This window comes from Cellulomonas sp. GTC20042, from assembly GCF_055389595.1.
In genome coordinates, this window is the sequence record NZ_AP043678.1 from 1922905 (window position 1) to 1940870 (window position 17966).

General features: G+C 72.5%; 11 protein-coding genes. 3 read left to right on the top strand and 8 right to left on the bottom strand.

Features of this window, described 5'->3' with window-relative positions; translation table 11 throughout:
- Nucleotides 1-13: 13 nt before the first annotated feature.
- The 8 genes from ACZ5HG_RS08845 to ACZ5HG_RS08880 form a co-directional block, all read right to left on the bottom strand.
- Entirely contained in the window at nt 14-862 is an 849-nt protein-coding gene (locus ACZ5HG_RS08845) for a hypothetical protein (RefSeq protein ID WP_464181883.1), read from the bottom strand.
- On the bottom strand, nt 862-3021 hold the full coding sequence (locus ACZ5HG_RS08850; RefSeq protein ID WP_464181885.1) for a hypothetical protein: 2160 nt from the start codon (nt 3019-3021) through the stop codon (nt 862-864). The genes ACZ5HG_RS08845 and ACZ5HG_RS08850 overlap by 1 nt, the downstream gene beginning before the upstream one ends.
- Nucleotides 3022-3029: 8 nt before the next feature.
- Nucleotides 3030-3164, bottom strand: a complete 135-nt coding sequence (locus ACZ5HG_RS08855; protein ID WP_464181887.1) for a hypothetical protein — start codon at nt 3162-3164, stop codon at nt 3030-3032.
- 254 nt (nt 3165-3418) lie between these two features.
- On the bottom strand, nt 3419-4123 hold the full coding sequence (locus tag ACZ5HG_RS08860; protein ID WP_464181889.1) for a hypothetical protein: 705 nt from the start codon (nt 4121-4123) through the stop codon (nt 3419-3421).
- Nucleotides 4120-6285 carry a WXG100 family type VII secretion target gene (locus ACZ5HG_RS08865; RefSeq protein WP_464181890.1) on the bottom strand — a complete coding sequence of 722 codons (2166 nt, stop codon included), beginning with the start codon at nt 6283-6285 and terminating at the stop codon, nt 4120-4122. The genes ACZ5HG_RS08860 and ACZ5HG_RS08865 overlap by 4 nt, the downstream gene beginning before the upstream one ends.
- Nucleotides 6286-6291: 6 nt before the next feature.
- Nucleotides 6292-6564: a hypothetical protein gene (locus tag ACZ5HG_RS08870; RefSeq protein ID WP_464181892.1), complete on the bottom strand. Its 273-nt coding sequence runs from the start codon at nt 6562-6564 to the stop codon at nt 6292-6294.
- The gene (locus tag ACZ5HG_RS08875; RefSeq protein ID WP_464181893.1) at nt 6561-10964 is read right to left on the bottom strand and encodes an FtsK/SpoIIIE domain-containing protein; all 4404 of its coding nucleotides are present in this window, start codon (nt 10962-10964) and stop codon (nt 6561-6563) included. The genes ACZ5HG_RS08870 and ACZ5HG_RS08875 overlap by 4 nt, the downstream gene beginning before the upstream one ends.
- An 83-nt stretch (nt 10965-11047) precedes the next feature.
- Nucleotides 11048-11335: a WXG100 family type VII secretion target gene (locus ACZ5HG_RS08880; RefSeq protein WP_464181894.1), complete on the bottom strand. Its 288-nt coding sequence runs from the start codon at nt 11333-11335 to the stop codon at nt 11048-11050.
- Between the two features lie 370 nt (nt 11336-11705).
- Between ACZ5HG_RS08880 and ACZ5HG_RS08885 the strand changes: the two genes are divergently transcribed.
- The 3 genes from ACZ5HG_RS08885 to ACZ5HG_RS08895 are packed head-to-tail and all read left to right on the top strand — an operon-like array spanning nt 11706 to nt 17931.
- Nucleotides 11706-14681 (top strand): hypothetical protein, encoded by a 2976-nt coding sequence (locus tag ACZ5HG_RS08885; RefSeq protein WP_464181895.1) that lies wholly within the window; start codon nt 11706-11708, stop codon nt 14679-14681.
- The gene (locus ACZ5HG_RS08890; RefSeq protein ID WP_464181897.1) at nt 14678-15895 is read left to right on the top strand and encodes an ABC transporter substrate-binding protein; all 1218 of its coding nucleotides are present in this window, start codon (nt 14678-14680) and stop codon (nt 15893-15895) included. The genes ACZ5HG_RS08885 and ACZ5HG_RS08890 overlap by 4 nt, the downstream gene beginning before the upstream one ends.
- Nucleotides 15892-17931, top strand: coding sequence for a serine/threonine-protein kinase (locus ACZ5HG_RS08895; protein WP_464181898.1), 2040 nt, complete (start codon nt 15892-15894; stop codon nt 17929-17931). The genes ACZ5HG_RS08890 and ACZ5HG_RS08895 overlap by 4 nt, the downstream gene beginning before the upstream one ends.
- The last annotated feature ends 35 nt before the right edge of the window (nt 17932-17966 follow it).

Sequence of the window (17966 nt, forward strand, 5' to 3'; positions counted from 1 at the left end):
GTGCCGGATGAGGTCATGGTGTGGGTGTGGGTTCGGGGTAGGTGAAGGCGCGGCGTTGTTCTCCGGTCTCGGGGTCGATGTCGGGTTCGCCGGTCTCGGGGTCGACCATGAGGCCGTCGGGCATGATGCCTTGGCGGTTGGGGATGACGACGCCGTCGGGGCCGAGGAGCTCGGTGGAGGGCACGGGGGTGCCGTAGGGCGGGGCGGGGTCGAAGAATCCGGGGCGGGATCTGGACAGGTCGCATCCGCCGTCGTCAGGCTCGCCGAGCATCGGGACGCGCATCGAGGACAGGCGGATCACTCCGGCCGCGTCGCGATGCAGCGTGTAGACGATCTTCTGGCCCCTGGTCATCTTCTCCTGGACGTCGTCGAGGGTGGGGGGGACGTACGCGCCGGAGCTGAACCAACCGGCCGACGCGGAGGGGTAGCACATGATGGCGGTGGCCTCGTCGTCGTCCACGGTGAGTTTGACGACCTGGAGCGGGGGTGGTCCCGGTGCGTAGAGGTAGGCCGAGCCACCCGAGGTGTAGACGGGTGAGGTGACGTCGGCGGCCTGGGTGGCGTACTGGGTGAGGAGGTCGTCTTCGAAGAGGTCTTTGAGGGCGGGGGTGGAGTAGTCGGCGGCGTTGCGGGCTGCTGCTGCGGCGATCTCGGCGCGGTAGATCGTGGCGGTCCACTCGTTGCTCAGGTCGGGGACGCCCAGTGGCCAGTCGATCGCGGGGACGTCGGCGATGACCTCGTCGGCTTCCCAGCGGGTCGGGTCGCCGTCGGGGGAGCAGGCGGTGGTGAGCAGAGCGGCGCCGAGGGTGAGTGCGCACCAGCGTAGGAGCAGCACGGGTCGGGGCGGGGTCGTGGCGCGCATCAGCGGACCTTCGTGATGTCGAGCGCGTCGCGCTTGTCGTAGTACGGGCTCATCATGTCGCGCAGGTACTGCTCGGTGCTCTGCCCGCCGGTGTGGATGATCTGCTCGGGCACCCACCCCTCGACCAGGTTCGCGAGCGCCTTCTTGGTGTCTTCCGCTCGGGCGGCTGCGTCGTCCTCGTCGCTGGTGGCGTCGTGGTCGGTGGACCAGAGGTCGTTCAGGACGGTGTCGTAGTTGTTCGCCCAAGCGGACGAGGCGAGGTCTTCGGCCCCGGCCACGGCCAGGCTCGCGGCGAACCCTCCGGAGGAGAGCGCCTCACCCGCCAGCAGGCCACCGATGCCGATGAGCTGGTCGACGGCCTGGTCCTGTGCGGCGGCGGCGGACAGCTCGTTGGCGAGCTTGGCGCCGTCGACCATCCCGAGCAGCCCGATGATGCGTTCGAGCGCGCCGTCATACGTCATCTCGGGCACGGTGCCGACCGAGGCGACCAGACGCGCCTGCAGGTCGGTGACCGCGTTGAGCAGGATTCCGGCCGCGGTGGGGTCGCGCTCGATCTGGGCCAGCATGATCGCCAACGCGCGCTGGGAGATGTCGACCAACCACCCGTCCCCGTCCTCGCCCAGCCAGTGGACCCTGACATATTCGGTCGCGCTCGTGCTCGTGGCTGCGTTGTTCAGGGTGGAGACGGTCTCGACCCAGACGGGCAGGTGCACGGAGACGATCGCGGCCAGCGCGGCCCGCGCCTCGGGGTCCATGTACCCGTCGTAGTAGGTCTCGAGGTCCGCCCAGGCGTTGATGATGGTGGCGTTGACGGTGGCGAGCGCCTCGGCGGTGGCGCGATCCATGTCCGGGCCGAGCAGCCCGCCGGGCACGTGCTGCATCGCTTCCCAGGCGAGCATGGGTGCGGTGTACCCCCCGCCGTCGTGCCAGTCGCGAGTGCCGTACCAGTAGTCGGCGCGCTTCTTGCCGTGCTCGGCGTCCGCGAACCATTCGAGCGTGGCGGTGGGGTCGGCGGCGAGGTGGCGGAACAGCCCGTCGGCGGGATCGAGCCGGTACATGCCCTCGCCCAGCGGTCGGTAGAGCAGGTCGGCGGCCATGCCCTCGCCGGCGTTGAGGTACTGGACGGTGAAGAGCGTGCCGTGGTCCTGCTCCCAGTCCTGGGTGGAGTCGGCAAGCGCCTGCACGAGGTGCGGGGGCATGGGCGCGCCCTCGACGTCGGCGAACAGGAACGCGATCGGGACGGCGCCCTCGCGTGCGTCGACCAGTGCGCCGGCGAACGTGGTGGCCTCGGCGTCGCTCCACAGCGGCGCGGCGAGGGACAGCGTGCGGCGCAGCTCCTCCTGGAGGAGCCGGGGGGCGTCGCTGGTGCCCTCGGCGCGGGTGACGTCGAGGCGGGTGAGCAGGTCGGCCAGACCCTCGCCGCCGAGCTCGTCCAGGAAGTCGCGCAGGACGATCGGGTCGTCGCGCCACTTCGCGAGGAGGGCCGCGAGCTGGTCGATCGACTCGGGGTGGCCCTCGGCCGCGAGGTCGGCCAGGTCGAGCAGGGCGTCACGGATCGCGTCGGCGTCGAGGAGGTCGGGTCGGGTGATCCCGGCGGTGGTGAGCGCGATGCCCGCGGTCGCCCAGTCGGCGATCGCGACGGCGCCGAGGGCGGACTCGACTGCTGCGTCGGCGTCCTGGCGGCGCTGGACGAGGTCGGCGCGATCCCGGGCGACCGAGGCGAGCGTGGCGCGCGCGTCGGCCCGCTTCGTGCTCGCGCGGCGGATCTGGGCGGCGGTGACGACGACACCGGGTGGGGGGAAATCGTTCAGGATCTTGTTGGCGGCCTCGAGGTCGCGCTGGGCCTCGGCGCCCTGCTGGTCGAGGAGCTCGTCCTGCTCGTGGATGTCGTCGATCTCGGCGGCGTAGCTGACCAGGGCCGCGGAGTAGGGCGCGAGCGAGCTGATCAGGGTGGTGATCCGCGTGAGCGTGGTCTGGCAGGACTGGCGGAAGGAGTCGGCGGCCGCACCGGACCACCGGTCCGCGGTCAGGGCGTCGTGCTGGGTGCGCATCTGCGTGCGCGCGTGATCGAGCTGGAGCACGATCGTGTTCATGGTCCCCGCGCGGGTGCGCAGCGTGGCGGTGTCGCCGATGCCGGGGTTCTGGGTCGTCCAGGACATGGGAGCTCCTACAGGCTGTGGTCGGTGAGGCGGTAGATCTCGGCGGTGTCGACAGCGCCCTGGCCGACGCGGAACATCTCTTCGGCGCCGCCGAGCAGCTGGTGACCGACGGTCGTGGACAGGTCGGACAGGAGGTCGTCCACGCGAGCGCTGCCCGAGGAGCACTCCGGTCCCCATCCGGGGTCGGGCATGTACTGCGCCGCTGTGCGGATCGCTTGACCAGTACTGGTTCGAGGCCTCACCCTCGGCGATCACGACGTCCAGGGCCGGCCGGCTGGATCGTGGACAGGAGAGCGAACTTGACCTTGACCCGATGTGCCGCGCCTCCGATGGAGCACGAGCGCGAGCGTTGGCAGCGCATCACGGGGGTGCGATGTCGAACGGTGTGCCGGTGCGGTCACCCCCACAGGTTCTCCTGCCAGTTGGTGAACTCCTGCTGGACGGGGGTGACGCCGGTGCAGTCGAAGCTGGTACCGCTTGTCGTGCTGTCGTCACGGATGAGCAGGAGGTCCTCAGGTAGGTCGTAGTTCGCCAGGGCGGCGCGCTCGGCCTCCTTGGGCGGTGACAGGAGGAACGACTGCGGACTGATCGATGTCTCTGCGGCCCCCTGAGGTTCGATCTCGTCGGAGTCGAACGAGTAGTAGCGCCAGTCGGTCGATTCGCATCCGTCGACGGTAGTAGTGCCGTCCTCGTTCTCGGTGATGGCTATCGGGGTGAACGGCGGTGGTCCGAGGGGGACGTCGGGCTTGTAGTCCCTGCTGGTGAGTGTGATGAATCGGAACGGGAAGTTTTTATTCATGCCAAGGTAGATATTGAACTGAGCGAAGTTGCTGGAATTCGTGACCTTCGCCCAGTAGAAGGCTGTGTAGCTGGTGCGGATGGCGCGGACGGCCGCGGTGTTCTCCAGGTCGTTGGTGGTGTCGAGCTCAGGTGTCAGGTGGAACTCGGCCGGGGCTGCCAGAGGCAGTACCGGGTCGGGTCGGTGGGCAGCTTCGCGGGCTTCGTCGGCGCCCGTGTACAGGACGGTCAGGCCTGCGGTGACGAGGGCGGCCAGGACGAGGGTGACGGTCGCGGCCAGGTGGGTGCGGATCCAGGCGATCACGGCATGTCCCTTCGTGGGGTGGAAGGGCCGCCTTCGAGAGCGTCGGGGGCGACGATGGAGTAGTCCTGGGTGGAGTTGATGTTGGAGGTGGCGTTGGCTGTTGTGGCGTAGGCGTTGCGAACGATCTCGGCTGGTGTCTGGTCGCGGAGGGTGGCGAGGGCTTCCGGGGTGAGGTGCAGCGCCTCGTCGAGGGAACTGGTCATCTTGTTCTGGGCGATGTCGGTGACGTGCAGGGTGCCGTCCGTTCGGGGATCTCTGCCGAGTCGGGAGAGTTCGTCGTCGCTGAGGATCTGTGGATCCATGGCGGCTATCACGCCTTGGGCCTGGCCGGCGCCGATCCCGGCTAGGTAATCAGTGATCTCGCTTCCGGTGGATGCGCCGGGAATGAATGACAGCAGGGTGAATGCCAGGTCCAAGCGTTGTTGGTGCGCGTCGCTGATGTTGCCGGCGTGGATCTGTACCTCGGCGCCGTAGGCGGCGGTGAATCCTTGCATCGCGCCGAGCATCTCCAGGGCGGTCTTGACCTCGTCGGTCGGAATTTTGCCATTGTTGATCGCCGTGACCAGGCCGGATTTCCAGAAATTCAGCGCGTCACCGAAGGACTCCAGTGAACCCTCCTGGGCCAGGGTGATCCCTAAAAGGCGCGCCAGGTTGCCGCGGTTCATTTCGAGTCCTGCCGTTTCGTGCACGCCAAGGCCCGAGTAGATGTGCTGTGTAGATTTGTCCGGGTCGCCGTTCGTTGCGCATGCGGCGATCTCTGGGATGTACGGCGTCAGGGCGGTGATGAGGTGTTCGGTGGCGGCTGCGGAGATGCTGCTCACGGTGAAGGACCTGTTGGCGCCAAGGCCCTCGACGGCGCGGCTGGCGAAGGTCGTGACTTCGTACCAGGGTGTTCCCTTGCTTGCGCTGTATCGGCCTTCCTGGAGTGTGGGGCAGGTGATGACTGATGCGAGCAGCTCGGTCGGTGCGGTGAAGCCCCCGAGTGACCAGTCGCGCTCGTAGAACCAGTAGTCGATGCGCTCCGTGGCCGAGGCGGCCCAAGTCGCACCGGTGAGCTCGGGGGCGAGGCGCGGGTCGCCCGTCAGGCCGCCGAAGGCTTCGAGCGCGAGCTGGGGGTCGGTCGAGATCCCGCCGAAGATGCTCGCAGCGAGGTCGACGACGCCGGTGCTTCCCAGGGCCCAAGCGGCCAGCCCCGCATCACCGAAGAGGCTCTCGGGTCCGCGCTCCACCCCGATCTGAGCGAACAGTGCGGGGTCTGTCGTGCGGATCTGCTCGAGCCGGACGAATGCGCCTGCGCTGATGTCTGGGGTGAGTCCGGCGGCCGACAGCAGGGCGGGGACGGTGACGATCGCTGAGCATTCGGGATCGGTGATGGTGTCGACGAGGGCGGCACCGAACTCCTGGCACGCCGTCGCGGTCCAGGTGGTCGCGGCCGAGGTCAGGCTTGTCGACAGCAGCGAGAGAAGCTGCTGTGCTCGGCGTGTGTCGAGGTCGGACATCCCGGGCACGGTGACGGCGGCGTCGAGCAGGTCGACGGTCCCGGTGGCACCCAGGGCGGTGTAAAACTTGTCGCAGAGCGCCGGGTCGGAGGCGTTCTGCAGGAGGAACTGCTGGACGAGATCGAGGTCGTCGACGGTGATCGCACCGTCGTCGACGCGTCCGATGATCTCCTCAATGATCTTCTGGTCGCTGAGCCGGCGTCCGTCCGGTCCTGTCGTCGTCGCGATCCACATGGCGGCTCCTGGCCCTGCGGAATCACCGAGTGTCCGCACGATCTCGGCGTCGAGAGACCTGCGGCGCGTGCCGGCCTCGTGCATGTCGTCGAAGTGGCGTGCGTTGGCCCTGACACCTGCGTCCGGGTCGAGGGAAGCGAGCGCGGTCTGGTAGTCGTCCTGGAGGGCGTCGAGCCGGCTGGCGTAGTCGACCAGGGTGGTGGCCAGGCGGTCCCAGGCGTCGACGATGCCGACAGCGGTCGTGGAGAAACCGTCCATCGTGGTGGCGAAGGCGGCGGCGGCAGCACCGGTCCATCGGCCGTCTGTGGCGACCTCGGCCTGACGATCGGCCGTGGCCCGGTCGTTGACGAGCGCCTGGGCGCGGCCGTTGAGCAGGCGTGCTGCCGTACGGATCGCATCGGTGTCGCCCCGGGTCGGGTCTTTCAGCACGGTGGGTCAGCTCCCTTGGGTCGCGAGGTTTTGGTCGGCGGTGGTGAAGGCGGCGAGCGTGGACGACAGCTGGTCGCCCGCGGTGGTCCAGTTCTCTCGGACGGTCGTCTCTTGCCCGGAGATCAGCGCGTAGGCCTGGCGGAACGCCTCGGCGACGGATGTCGAGCCGCAGCCGTCGATCCTGGGCGGAAACGGGTCGAGCGCGACCGTCTGCCTGAACGCGCTGAGCTGTGCTGCGGACGCCGAGATGGCGTCCTGGTTGACGATGAGGTCGCTCATCTGTCGGTCCGTTCGTCGAAGGTGTCGGAGGTGGTGATGGGCAGCTGGACCAGGCGGACCCGGCCGGACTCGGCGAGATATCCGCGGCCGGGTGGGTTGTCGGCACGTTTGACGCGGGGGAAGGATGTCCGCAGCACCTGGTCGCCGTCGGCTTGGTCGGGCTGGAGCACGATCCCGCGACGCTCGCTCTTCAGATCGTTCGCCAGCACCCAGGACGAGGCCCAGGTGGAGCTCTCCGCCTCGGCGACGATGAGGTGGCCGTTCGCCCGCGCGGCGCGGATGAGCGCGACCAGGGCGGAGTCGGCCTCGCCATTGATGTGTGCGGTGACCCCCTCGATCACGAGGGTCGAACCTCCGGAGGCGGAGGCGGGCCGCTCGAACTCCTCGAGCAGATCCTTCGCCAGTGCGTTGGTCTCGGACGGGCCTGTCGCCGAGCGGTCCCAGCGTTCTGCCAGCCGGAGGGTCGAACCGCGAGGGCCGGCGAAGTAGATCGGCAGGTCCCCGTGCTGTCGAAGTGAGCGCGTCAGGGTTCTGAGCGCGGTGGTGCGCCCAGAGCCCGAGAGACCGGCGACCAGGAAGACGCCGGAGCGGTCGAATCCGACGGGTGCGAGGTCGTCGTCGGCCACCCCGAGCACCGGCTTACCGTCCACCTCGGTCGGCAGGTCACCGAGCGCGATGTGGTCGGACAGGCGGCGGACCTCAGGCGCGCAGGGTGCTCCGGTCCACTCCAGGTGGCCCGCGAGCGCGAGTGTGGCGTCGGCCTGTGTCTTCGGCGACTCGTTGCCGCTGATCACGGCGATCTGGAGGAAGTCCGTGCTCCCGGAGAGCACGGCACGTCCCGGATGGCTCTCCGGGGTCAGCACGTCTCTCGGAGCGCCGAGCGTGCTGTAGGCGTTCTCGTCCGCCTGGCGCAGCACGAGCCGGCGGGTGATGGCGGCCGCGAAGGCGCTCGGGAGCGCGGCAGAGCGGTCGGCGGTCAGCACCACGTGGACGCCGACCGCGCGACCTTCGGTGACCAGCCGTTGGAGCGCGGCGAAGACGGCTTGACGGCCTGACTGGTTTTCGTAGCCGTCACGGAACGCCGAGAACCCGTCGACCAGCAGGAACACGCGCGCCAGGTCGCTCCCGGTCAGCCCGCGATAGGTGTCCAGGTCGTCTGCCCGAGCTGCGGAGAACGCGGCGGCGCGGGTGTCGACCTCGTCGCTCAGCTCGGTCAGCACCCGGGTGACGCGCTCGGTGTCGGAGCCGTTGATGATCGATCCGACCTGGGGCAGTGCTTCGAGCATGGCGAGGGCGCCGGTGGCGAAGTCGAGGCCGTAGATGCGCACGTGCCCGCGTGCGGTGGCGGCGGCGGTGGCGATGGTGCGCAGGACGGTGGACTTGCCCGAGCCGGTGGTGCCGAACACGGCGAGAGCGCCGTCGTCGTCGGGGAGGTATCGGTAGGGGTGCTGGGCCTGCTCGGCGGGGACGTCGATGGTGCCCAGGGGCAGGTCACCGTCGGTGTGGTCGCCGGTGGTGTCGAGCGGGATGACGGTGGGGATCTCGTCCAGCCACGGCCGCCGCGGCGCCGGAACCCCCGCCCGGTCGGCGGCCTCCCGCAGGGTGGCGACGACGCGGGCGGCTTCGGTGGGGCCGTCGGCGGCGCGGGGGAGCAGGGCGGCGGGGTGGGGTGGGACGGTCCAGGGTTCGCCGGGGCCGAAGGTGAGGGACTCGACGCCGATGGTGGGTGGGGGCGCGGTGGTGGTGGCGCGGCCGCCGACGTAGCCGGTCTGGAAGAGGGTGAGGCGTCCGGGGCCGGTGCGGACGGCGCCGCGTCCGGGGGTACGGGGGTCGATGTGGGCGGCCATGGGGCTGCCCAGGACGTCGGAGGAGTCGGACTCGTCGGCCATGCGCAGCGCGATGCGCAGGTTGGTGTTGGCGCGCAGGTTGTCCTTGATGACGCCGGCGGGGCGCTGGGTGGCCAGGACGAGGTGCAGGCCGAGGGAGCGGCCGCGCTGGGCGACGTCGACGACGCCGTCGACGAACTCGGGGATCTCCTGGACCAGGGCGGCGAACTCGTCGACGACGATGACCAGGGCGGGCGGGGTGCGGGGGTCGCCGGTGCGTTCCATGGCGAGCAGGTCCTTGGCGCCGACGGAGGCGAGCAGGTGCTCGCGGTGGCGCAGCTCGGCGCGCAGGGAGGTCAGGGCGCGCCGGACCAGGTGGCCGGCGAGGTCGGTGACGAGCCCGACGCAGTGCGGCAGGTCGACGCAGTCGGCGAACGCGGCGCCGCCCTTGTAGTCGACGAACAGGAAGGTGATCCGGTCCGGCGAGTGCGCGGCGGCCATGCCGAGCACCCAGGCCTGGAGGAACTCGGACTTGCCGGCGCCGGTGGTCCCGCCGACCAGGGCGTGCGGTCCCTGGGTGCGCAGGTCGAGCACGAACTCGCCGTCGGCGCCCTGGCCGATGGTGCCGCGCAGGTGGGCGTCGTGGCTGCGTCGCACGGGTGGGGCGTCGCGGTCGAGGAGGGATCCGGTCTCGCGCCAGCGCTCGATGACGGCCTCGGGCTCGGTGGCGATCTCGGCGCCGGCCACGGACAGGTAGCCGACGGCGCGGGGCAGGTCGGACTCGTCGAGGGTGAGCGCCCCGGCGTCGGCGACGCCGGCGAGGTGCCGGCCGAGCGCCACGGCGGTGTCCTCGTCCAGGGTCTCCGGGGTGACGGGGTGCCAGGTCCCGTCGGCGGTGCGGCCGGTGCGGGCGCCGTGCTCGTCGGCGATCAGCACGATCCGGCAGGAGGCGGGCAGTCGGCGCTGGGAGCGGGCGCACCAGATGACGACGACGCCCATGGCGGGTCCCTCTTCGGCGATCCGGACCAGGCGGCCGCGCTCGGCGGGGGCGTCGTCCTCGACCAGGACGACCACCCAGGGCGCGGTGCGAGAGGCGCCGCGGGTGGCACCGCGCCGCTGCGCGATCAGCTCTTCGATCTGGGTGACGACGCTGGTGCAGGCGGCGGGTCCCGAGGCGAGGTGCGTGCCGAGCGGGGAGTGCGCGGAGTCGACGTGCGGCAGCCAGGACAGCCAGAGCCAGCAGGGTGCGCTGGTGCGCGAGGCGAGGCCGGCGATCACGAGCTCGGCGGGGGAGTGCAGGCTGGCGATCTGGGCGAGCACCGCGCGGGCCACGGGGACGGCGTGCTCGGGCTCGCCGGCGATGCCGAGCACGCCGTCGGCGGTGAGATCGGCGACGTGCGGGACGCCGGTGACGTCCTGCAGCTCGCCGAGCGTCTGCTGCAGCTCCTCCCACAGCACGGCGTCGGCGGACCCCCGGTTCGGGGCGTCGACGGTGGTGCGGGACGGTGCGGTGCCGATGCCGAGCCGGACGGTGAGGAACCCGGCCTCGTCGGGGCGCTGCGACCACAGCACCGGGGCGAGCGCGAGGGCGGCACCGACGGTGTCGCGGGTGGCGGGCGCCTCGGCCAGCCGGGCCTCCCGCTCGACCAGGTGGTCGTGCTCGACCTGTCGGCGCAGCAGGTCGATCCCCTCGTGGAAGGCGGCGGTCTCGGTGCGCAGCCGCCGCCGGCCGGTGCTGCGTCCGTTCCACCAGTTCGCGAGCATCATCACCGGGCTCAGGGCGACGAACATCAGCGACATGGAGTTGCGGGTGACCGAGTACATCGCCACGCCCATGGCCAGGGGTGCGATCAGCGCGAGGCCGGGGAACCGGCCGGGCTGCGCCGGGCTCGGCACCTCCGGCGCGGGCAGCGAGCGGTCGGCGTAGCGCTCGACCATCCGGGGCGAGCGGTTGTGCCGGACCATCGCGCCGGTGGCGCTGACGGTGTGCGTGGTGGCGTCCGGGTCGATCAGCTGCACCTGGATCTCGGTGCCGCCGAGCACGACGGTGTCGTCCGGGCGCAGGACCGACCGCGCGACGATCTCGTCGTCGATCAGCACGCCGTTGGCGGACCCGGCGTCGGCCACCTCGATCTCCTCGCCGATGAGGAGCCGGGCGTGCAGCCGGGAGACCTGCTGGTCGGAGAGCCGCAGGTCGCAGTCCGCACCGCGTCCGACCGTGGTGACCCCGGCGGTGAGGTCGATCTCGCGGCCGGAGTCGGGGCCGGCGACGACGACCAGCCGCGCGACGGCAAGGGACCGGGCCGCCTGGGCGGTCTGCGAGGGCGTGGCGACCTCGATCGTGGAGCCGGCGCGGAAGCCGGCCTCGCTCAGGCTCGCCTCGCGCGGGATCTCGCGCAGCTCGACGTCCTCGGGGCGGTGGATGCGGACCACGGGTGTGCCTCGGCCCGCGAGGCCGCCGTCGGCGCGGGTGAGCGCGTCGGCGAGGTCGCCGGCGGTGGCGGTGGCGTCGGTGGTGATCGCGACGGGGACGGCGGTGCCGTCCGGGCGGCGCAGGACGACTCGGGTGCGCATGGGGCCTCGGGGTCGGAGGGGTCGGACGCGGTCGGGCCCGGTCCCGGCGCGTGCAGCCGCCGGGACCGGACCCCGCTCGGGTGTCAGCCGCGCAGCTGCGCGGCGAGCTGGGAGTCGGTGTCGCGGAGCACGGAGGCCGTGGTCTCCAGGTTCCGCGCCAGGACGTCCAGGTTCGCCACGGTGTTCGTCGCGGCGGTCGTGAACTGCTCGTAGGTCTCGTTGAAGGCCATCGAGGCCTGGTCGGTGACGAAGCCGCCGGACACCAGGTTGGCGATGAAGGTGCGCAGCTGGGTGAGCTGGTCCTGCAGCTGGGTCTGGCCGGTGCGCAGCTGGGTGGCCGCGCTCTGCATCTCGTCGTAGCTGACGTTCATGTTCGCCATGCGAAGGATCCCCTGTCTTCGTGGGTGTGGCCCGGGCGGATGCTCGGAGCGGGGAATCTAACCCATCGACGGCGGCCCGAAGAGCACGGACGGAGGTTTTCGCACGGCGGTCGACGAGGCATGAGTGAAAACACTGAAATAGTGCCCGAATTGTCGTTCGTGGTAGCGCTGCGCAGGGCCGTGGACCGGGGTCGGTCGGGGGCACCACGCAGATCGCACGTCGTCTACCTGCGCATCGACTAGCATCCGCCGCCAGGAACGTGCAGGACGGCCGGGCGCGAGCGCGTCGGCGGACGAACGACGAGGGGGACCGGTGCTCAGGACGGACGCGATGGTTCGACAGGTGCGCAATCACCGCAGAATGTCGGTGCTGATCGGTGCGGTGATCGTCGTCGCATTGGCGGCGACGATGTTTCTGCTGCCGCGCCCGGCGGCTGCCGATCAGGCCGGGATCCAGACGATCGAGGTCGTCATGGGTCCGGACACCTCGATCTCCGCCGTCACCACCGCCAGCGTCACGCGTGACGCCGAGGGGCACGTGACCGAGGCCGCGCAGACGCTCGACCCGACCCGGGCGGCCGCCGACCTGCCGGTGCGGGTCCAGACGTCCTGGTGGCACGACGGTGGCTCCGGCACGGACCTCGCGGAGCTGACCGGCCGGTCCGGGCGGTTCACGATCCAGGTGACCGTCGAGGACCGCACCGCCGAGGCGACCGAGCTGTCCTACGAGACCGACGGCGTGCGCTACCGGCAGCAGGCGCTGGTCGGCGTCCCGCTGACCGTGGTCGCCTCCGCCCACCTCGGTGCGGGAGACCGCGTGGTGCAGAGCGTCGAGGACGGGGTCGCGGACCCGCGGGTGACCAACGGGGTGCTGGTCGAGACGGACGACAGCGGTCGCTCGGTGCAGTGGGCGGCGTTCCTCGCGCCGCCGATGCTCTCCGGCACCACCGAGCTGACGCTGGTGCTGGACACCGACGACTTCCAGGTGCCGGCGCTCGACCTCACCGTGCAGCCCGGCCTGCTGACCGACCCCTCTGTCGAGGCGCTGGTGCAGCGCGCGTACGGCGCGGACGGCGACTCGGCCCACCTCCAGGCCTCGACCGTCGCGCTGGTCCTGGACGTGACCGCGCAGATCACGTCGGCGCGCGAGTTCGTGGACCAGGTGCACGCCGCGCTCCAGGCGGACGTGGCGCAGATCGGCGAGCAGACCTACCGCGAGCTCGAGGAGAGCTCCGCATCGGTGCTCGACCACCTCCTGGTGGCCGCGGACGACCTCGGGTCGATCCTCGACCAGGCGCAGGGCGACACCAGCCGGCTCGGGACGCAGACCCACGCCCAGGTGGACGCCTTCGCCCGATCGCTCGACGCGCTGCTCGGCCCCACCCGGACCCCGCCCGAGCTGGTAGGGGCGTCGGTGGCGGGCTGCTCGGTGCAGATGCCGACCCTCGCCGAGGGGCAGGAGCGGACCGTCGCGTCCACCGTGCACCTCGCCGACGCCCAGCTGCGGACGATCGTGGGGCTGTTCGAGGCCGGTCAGGACGGTGCCACCAGCACCTGCAGGGACGCGCTGCACCAGGTCGTCGCGCAGACCCTCGGGGACCCGGCGACGCTGGAGGACCCGGCACAGGCGACGGCCTGCCGGCAGAGCGCACCGACCGACCGCACGGTCACCTGCGTGCTGCTGCTCGCCGGCGAGTCGCTGCAGGCCGGGTTCGCCGAGATCGTGCAGGCCGGTGCCCTCGCGCGGGACGCCTACGACGGGCTCGAGGTGCCGACGCTGGCCACGGCCCTCGGTGGACCGGACGGCCTGGCGGCAGGGCTGGGCGACCTGCGCGCGGAGGTCGCCGCCCTGCGTGCCGGCGCGGACGCGCTGGGAGGCGGGCTGGACCAGGGGCTGCGCGCCGTGGAGGCGGCGGTGATCGGCGCGCAGGCCCGGACCGACGCGCTCCGGTCGACGGTGACGACGATCACGTCCTCGCTCACGGCCCTGCGGGCGACCCTCGTCGACGTCGGGTCGGACCTGGATGCTGCCGAGCTGGCTGGCGAGGGCGTCGAGAGCGTCGGCGTGTGGTTCCTCGGGTCGGGGCTCGTGGCCGGCATCGAGGACCTCGTCGCCGAGGGCCGGGGCTGCGACGAGCACTGGGCCGCCGACCTCGGCGGCGACCCCACCCAGGAGGGCCTCGACTCCGCGTTGGCCACCCTCGACCGTCCGGGCTGCTCGGTGCAGCCGGTGGCCGCGGCGACCCGTGAGCTGGTCGCTGGGTACGCGCAGGCGGCGACCGCGGTCGGGACGCAGAGCACGGCCCTGGGCGCGGCCGCGGCGGACCTGGACGCGGTGGTGCGGTCGATCGACGACCTGATCGCGCTCACCGGGCCCGCGGGCTCGCTCGTCACCGGGATCGACGCGCTGTGGAGCCCGACGCAGGGGACCGGTGCGCTGGCCGAGGTCGCCGCAGCGGTGGCGGACGTCCGCGCCGCGAGCGGCGGCACCGACCTGGCTGCGCTGCACCGGACCATCGACGCGGCCGGCACCACGCTCGACGCGATCTGGCCCGACGACTCGGTGCAGCCGGTCGGGACGGAGCACGCCTGCCCCGCGGTCCTGCCGGGCACCGCCGAGCGACCGGCAGCGGCCGGTCAGGGCGTGGTGTGGCTGACCAACCGGCTGCTGTGCGCGCAGAATGGGCTCGGCAGCCGCCTGGACGACCTGAACGGTCAGATCCTGACGAGCGCGGGTGACGCGGCGGGCTGGACGGAGCACACCGCCGGGGTCGCCACGTCGGCAGCCGAGCGGTCTGATCAGCAGATCGACCAGTTCTCCGACCAGATCGTGCAGGAGGTGACCGTGCAGCGCGAGGCGGCTCTCGGCGGCTCGCTCGCGCTGGTCGAGGCCGCTCGGAGCCAGGTGGGGACGGACGTCGACGCGATCCTCGCGAGTCACGACCTCGCGATGAACGAGATGCTCACCCGGCTGGACGCGTCGATGAACCGGTCGGCCGCACGGTCGACGGAGGTGGCGCAGATCCTCGATGCGGACTTCGCCGACCTGCTCGCGAACCTCGGATCACCCGAGCCGACCAGCCGGACCGGGCTGATGGGCAAGCTGCACGCGATCACCACGCAGGTCGGCGAGACCGGGACGGTGCTCGACACGGTCGGCGGCACCACCTCGGCCTACGGGAACCTGCGCACCGCGGGCCTGCGCGAGCTCGGCCTGCGCACCGCGCAGTTCGCCGCGGCGCAGGAGCGTCTGGACGAGTTCCGGCCGTTCGCCCGGGCCGGCGAGGACGTCAAGACGGTGCTGGTGATCCAGGTGCGTGGGGAGCAGGGCGCATGAGGGCCCGCACCAGGGCGGTGGTCGCCGCCCTCGCGCTCGCGCTGACGGTCTCGGCCTGCACCGACGACGCGCCGATGCCCGTGGCGACCGCCGTCGAGGCGTCCCTCACGCTCGCGGCGGACCTCGGGCCGGTGCGGATCGGTGTGCTCGTCCCGGCGGTGGAGGGCGAGGGCTCCGAGTTCCGGCCGCTGGTCGAGGGTGCTCGCGTGGCCGGCTACCGGTTCGCGCTCGACGAGCACGTGGTCGACCTCGAGGTGGCGCTGGACGACGGGACGGCCACCGGTGCGACCGCGGCGATGCGCTCCCTCGTGGACGCCGAGGTGGCCGGGGTGGTGCTCGCCGCGCAGGGCGACCACCTGGCCGGCGCGCTGGAGGTGGCCGAGCAGGCGGGCACCGCCGTGGTGATGCCCTTCGGGGCGCCGTCGGTGGTGAGCGACGGGGTGTGGTCGACGGCGCCGTCCGCACGAGCGGTGGCCGACCAGGTCGTGGCGGCGCTCGAGCAGGCCGGCGCCGAGCGCCCCTACCTGCTGACGGCCCCCGGGCGCACCCTCGACCTGGCCGCCGCCGTCACGGGCGATCTCGACGACCCGCGTGCGGCCGCGCAGGAGGTGGTCGCGGCCCTGGAGGCGCGGCAGGTCGACGCCGTGGTGGTGGCCGGCGGTGCGGTCGAGCAGGCCGCCCTGGTGGTGGCGGTGCAGGAGCTGCTGGGTGCCCGGCAGCTGCCGGTGGTGCTGACCCCCGAGGCGCTGACCCCGGCGTTCGGCGACGCGCTCGCCGCGGCTGGTGCACCGGTGGGGCTGGTCACGGCCGCCGGCACGCGGCCCGGTGACGGGGCGGAGGCGTTCCGGACCGCGCTGCGGCTCGCCGCCGGCGACCCGGTCTGCCGGAACGTCTACGACGACGACGCCTGCGCGGTCGGCGTCCCGCGCGCGGGGCAGGCCGCCCACGACGCGACCGTGGCGCTGGTCCGTGCCGCCGAGCGGGCGGGAAGCACCTCGCCCTCGGCGGTGCGGAAGGCGCTCGGCGGCAGCCGGCTCGGCGCTGCCGAGGGCCTGGCCGGACCGGACCTGGACTTCGGGCCGGACGGCGGCGATGCGCTTGCGGACGTCGACGTGGTGGTGCTGCACGCCGCGACCTCGCCCTCGGCGGTGCGGCCGTCGGCGGCGGCTGGCGTGGCCGAGCCGCTGACCTGGTTCCTCGGGGTGGACGGATGACCGAGGGAGCGGGACGCGCGCTGGGCAGCCGCTACCGGCTGCTCGAGCGGCTCGGGCAGGGTGCGTCCGGCGAGGTCTGGCGGGCCTGGGACCAGCAGGCCGGGCGTGGTGTGGCGGCGAAGCTGCTGTGGCCCCGGCACGCCGCCGACCCGGAGATCCTGTCCCGGTTCGTGCAGGAGCGGGCGGTGCTGCTGGGGCTCGAGCACCCGCAGATCGTGCGGGTGCACGACTTCGTCGTCGAGGGGGACGACCTCGCGATCGTGATGGATCTGGTGGCGGGTCCGAGCCTCGCCGCACTGGTCGAGGAGCGCGGCACGCTCGACGCCGTGACGGCCGTGCCGCTCGCGGCTGCGGTGCTGGACGCGCTCGCCGGCGCGCACGCGCGCGGGGTCACCCACCGGGACGTGAAGCCCGACAACGTGCTCCTCGTCGCGGCGGGCGACCCGGTCCCGGAGAACGTCCGGCTGGCCGACTTCGGGATCGCCGGGATCGTCCAGGACGAGGTCGCCGCGGTCACCGAGCTGATCGGCACCCCCGGCTACATGGCGCCCGAGCTGGTGTCCTACGGGCGGTCCGGACCCGCGTCCGACGTCTACGCGGTGGGGGTGATGCTCTACGAGCTGCTGGCGGGCCGGACCCCCTTCGCCGGTGCGGGGACGAACGTGACCGTGGCGCTGCGCCACGTCACCTCCGCGCCGCCGCGGATCCCGGTGGACGACGCGCTCTGGCAGGTGCTGGACGCGATGCTCGCGAAGGACCCGGCGCGCCGTGGGACGGCGGAGGACTGCACCCGGGCGCTGCGGGCGCTGCCGGCCTCGGCACTGACCGACCTGGCACTGCCGGTCCAGGCCGAGCCGGACCGGTGGGCGACCGCCGACGAGGGGCTGCCGGACAAGGCGGCCGTCGAGCTGTCGCTCGGCGGCGGCGCGGAGGCGCCCCGGGCGAGAGCGACGCTGGACGAGGCCGATGCCGCGGCGACGTCGATGCGCGCGCTGCGGCTGACCAGCCCGCGGACGACCGAGCCGGTCGCGGCGCTCGCTGCGGGTGCGCTGGGCGGTGAGCACGGCGAGACCATGGCGAAGGCGGCGCCCCGCGCGGCGCCCCGTCCGCCCGGACCGCGGCGGACGGGCTCGTCGGCCCGGACCCGGGTGCTGGTCGCCGCGGCGGCGGCGGTCGTGCTGGCGGGCGGCGGGGTCGCGGTCTGGCGCGCCGGGCTCCTCGACCGCGAGGGCCGGGCGGACGAGGCCGTCGAGATCACCACGGCCGCCGCGCACTCCAGCGGGACGGGTCGTCCGACGGGGCTGCGGATCGACCTGGACGCCGACTACGACACCGCCGAGCAGACGACGATGCTGACGGTGACGCTCTCCGGCGCGCCGAACGCCCCGCTGCGGGGCGACGTGCTGGTGGTGCTTCCCGGCGCGCAGGACGGGCAGGCCTGCGCGGAGGTGGTCGAGCAGGACGAGGTGGTCGTGCCGGTACGCGCCTCGACCGACGGGCTGGACATCCCGTGCGGCTACCGGCTGCCCGCCGTCGCGGTGGAGCCCGGTGCGCCGGCCACCGTCGCGCTGCCGGTGGACCTGGAGCTGGTGGACGGCGAGGGCGCGGTCACCGCCGACTACGGACCGTGGCTGGACGCCGTGCAGCGGGCCACCGACGAGGCGCTGGCCGCGATCACCGGCACGGCGTTCCCGTTGCAGCGCATCGCCGGGGTCACGGTCGAGCCGACGGGGGTGACGCTCGCCGATCCGGCGACCCCGGTGCCGTACCGGGTGCTCGCCCGGTGGTCCGGGGCCGGCCCGGAGGAGGGGACCGACCTGTTCACCGACGCCACCACCGACGGCATGGAGGTCGAGCTGCTGCTCGCGCTCACCGGCGGCCTGGGGCTGGACGGCGTCGACGTCCGGGCGTGCGGGGCCACGCAGGTGATCGGGATCCGGGTGCTGGCCGAGCAGCCGGAGAGCGGGTGCACGATCGAGGTCGGGCTGGGTGCGCTGGAATCGCCGGCGGCGTCGTTCGGGATCCGGATGCGGTGACGGCGCCGATCGGGCGTGACGGCGACACCTAGGCT

Coding starts and splice junctions, on each gene's coding strand:
- ACZ5HG_RS08845 (WP_464181883.1), bottom strand. CDS start 862: ATGCGCGCCACGACCCCGCCCCGACCCGTGCTGCTCCTACGCTGGTGC.
- ACZ5HG_RS08850 (WP_464181885.1), bottom strand. CDS start 3,021: ATGTCCTGGACGACCCAGAACCCCGGCATCGGCGACACCGCCACGCTG.
- ACZ5HG_RS08870 (WP_464181892.1), bottom strand. CDS start 6,564: ATGAGCGACCTCATCGTCAACCAGGACGCCATCTCGGCGTCCGCAGCA.
- ACZ5HG_RS08875 (WP_464181893.1), bottom strand. CDS start 10,964: ATGCGCACCCGAGTCGTCCTGCGCCGCCCGGACGGCACCGCCGTCCCC.
- ACZ5HG_RS08880 (WP_464181894.1), bottom strand. CDS start 11,335: ATGAACGTCAGCTACGACGAGATGCAGAGCGCGGCCACCCAGCTGCGC.
- ACZ5HG_RS08885 (WP_464181895.1), top strand. CDS start 11,706: ATGTCGGTGCTGATCGGTGCGGTGATCGTCGTCGCATTGGCGGCGACG.
- ACZ5HG_RS08890 (WP_464181897.1), top strand. CDS start 14,678: ATGAGGGCCCGCACCAGGGCGGTGGTCGCCGCCCTCGCGCTCGCGCTG.
- ACZ5HG_RS08895 (WP_464181898.1), top strand. CDS start 15,892: ATGACCGAGGGAGCGGGACGCGCGCTGGGCAGCCGCTACCGGCTGCTC.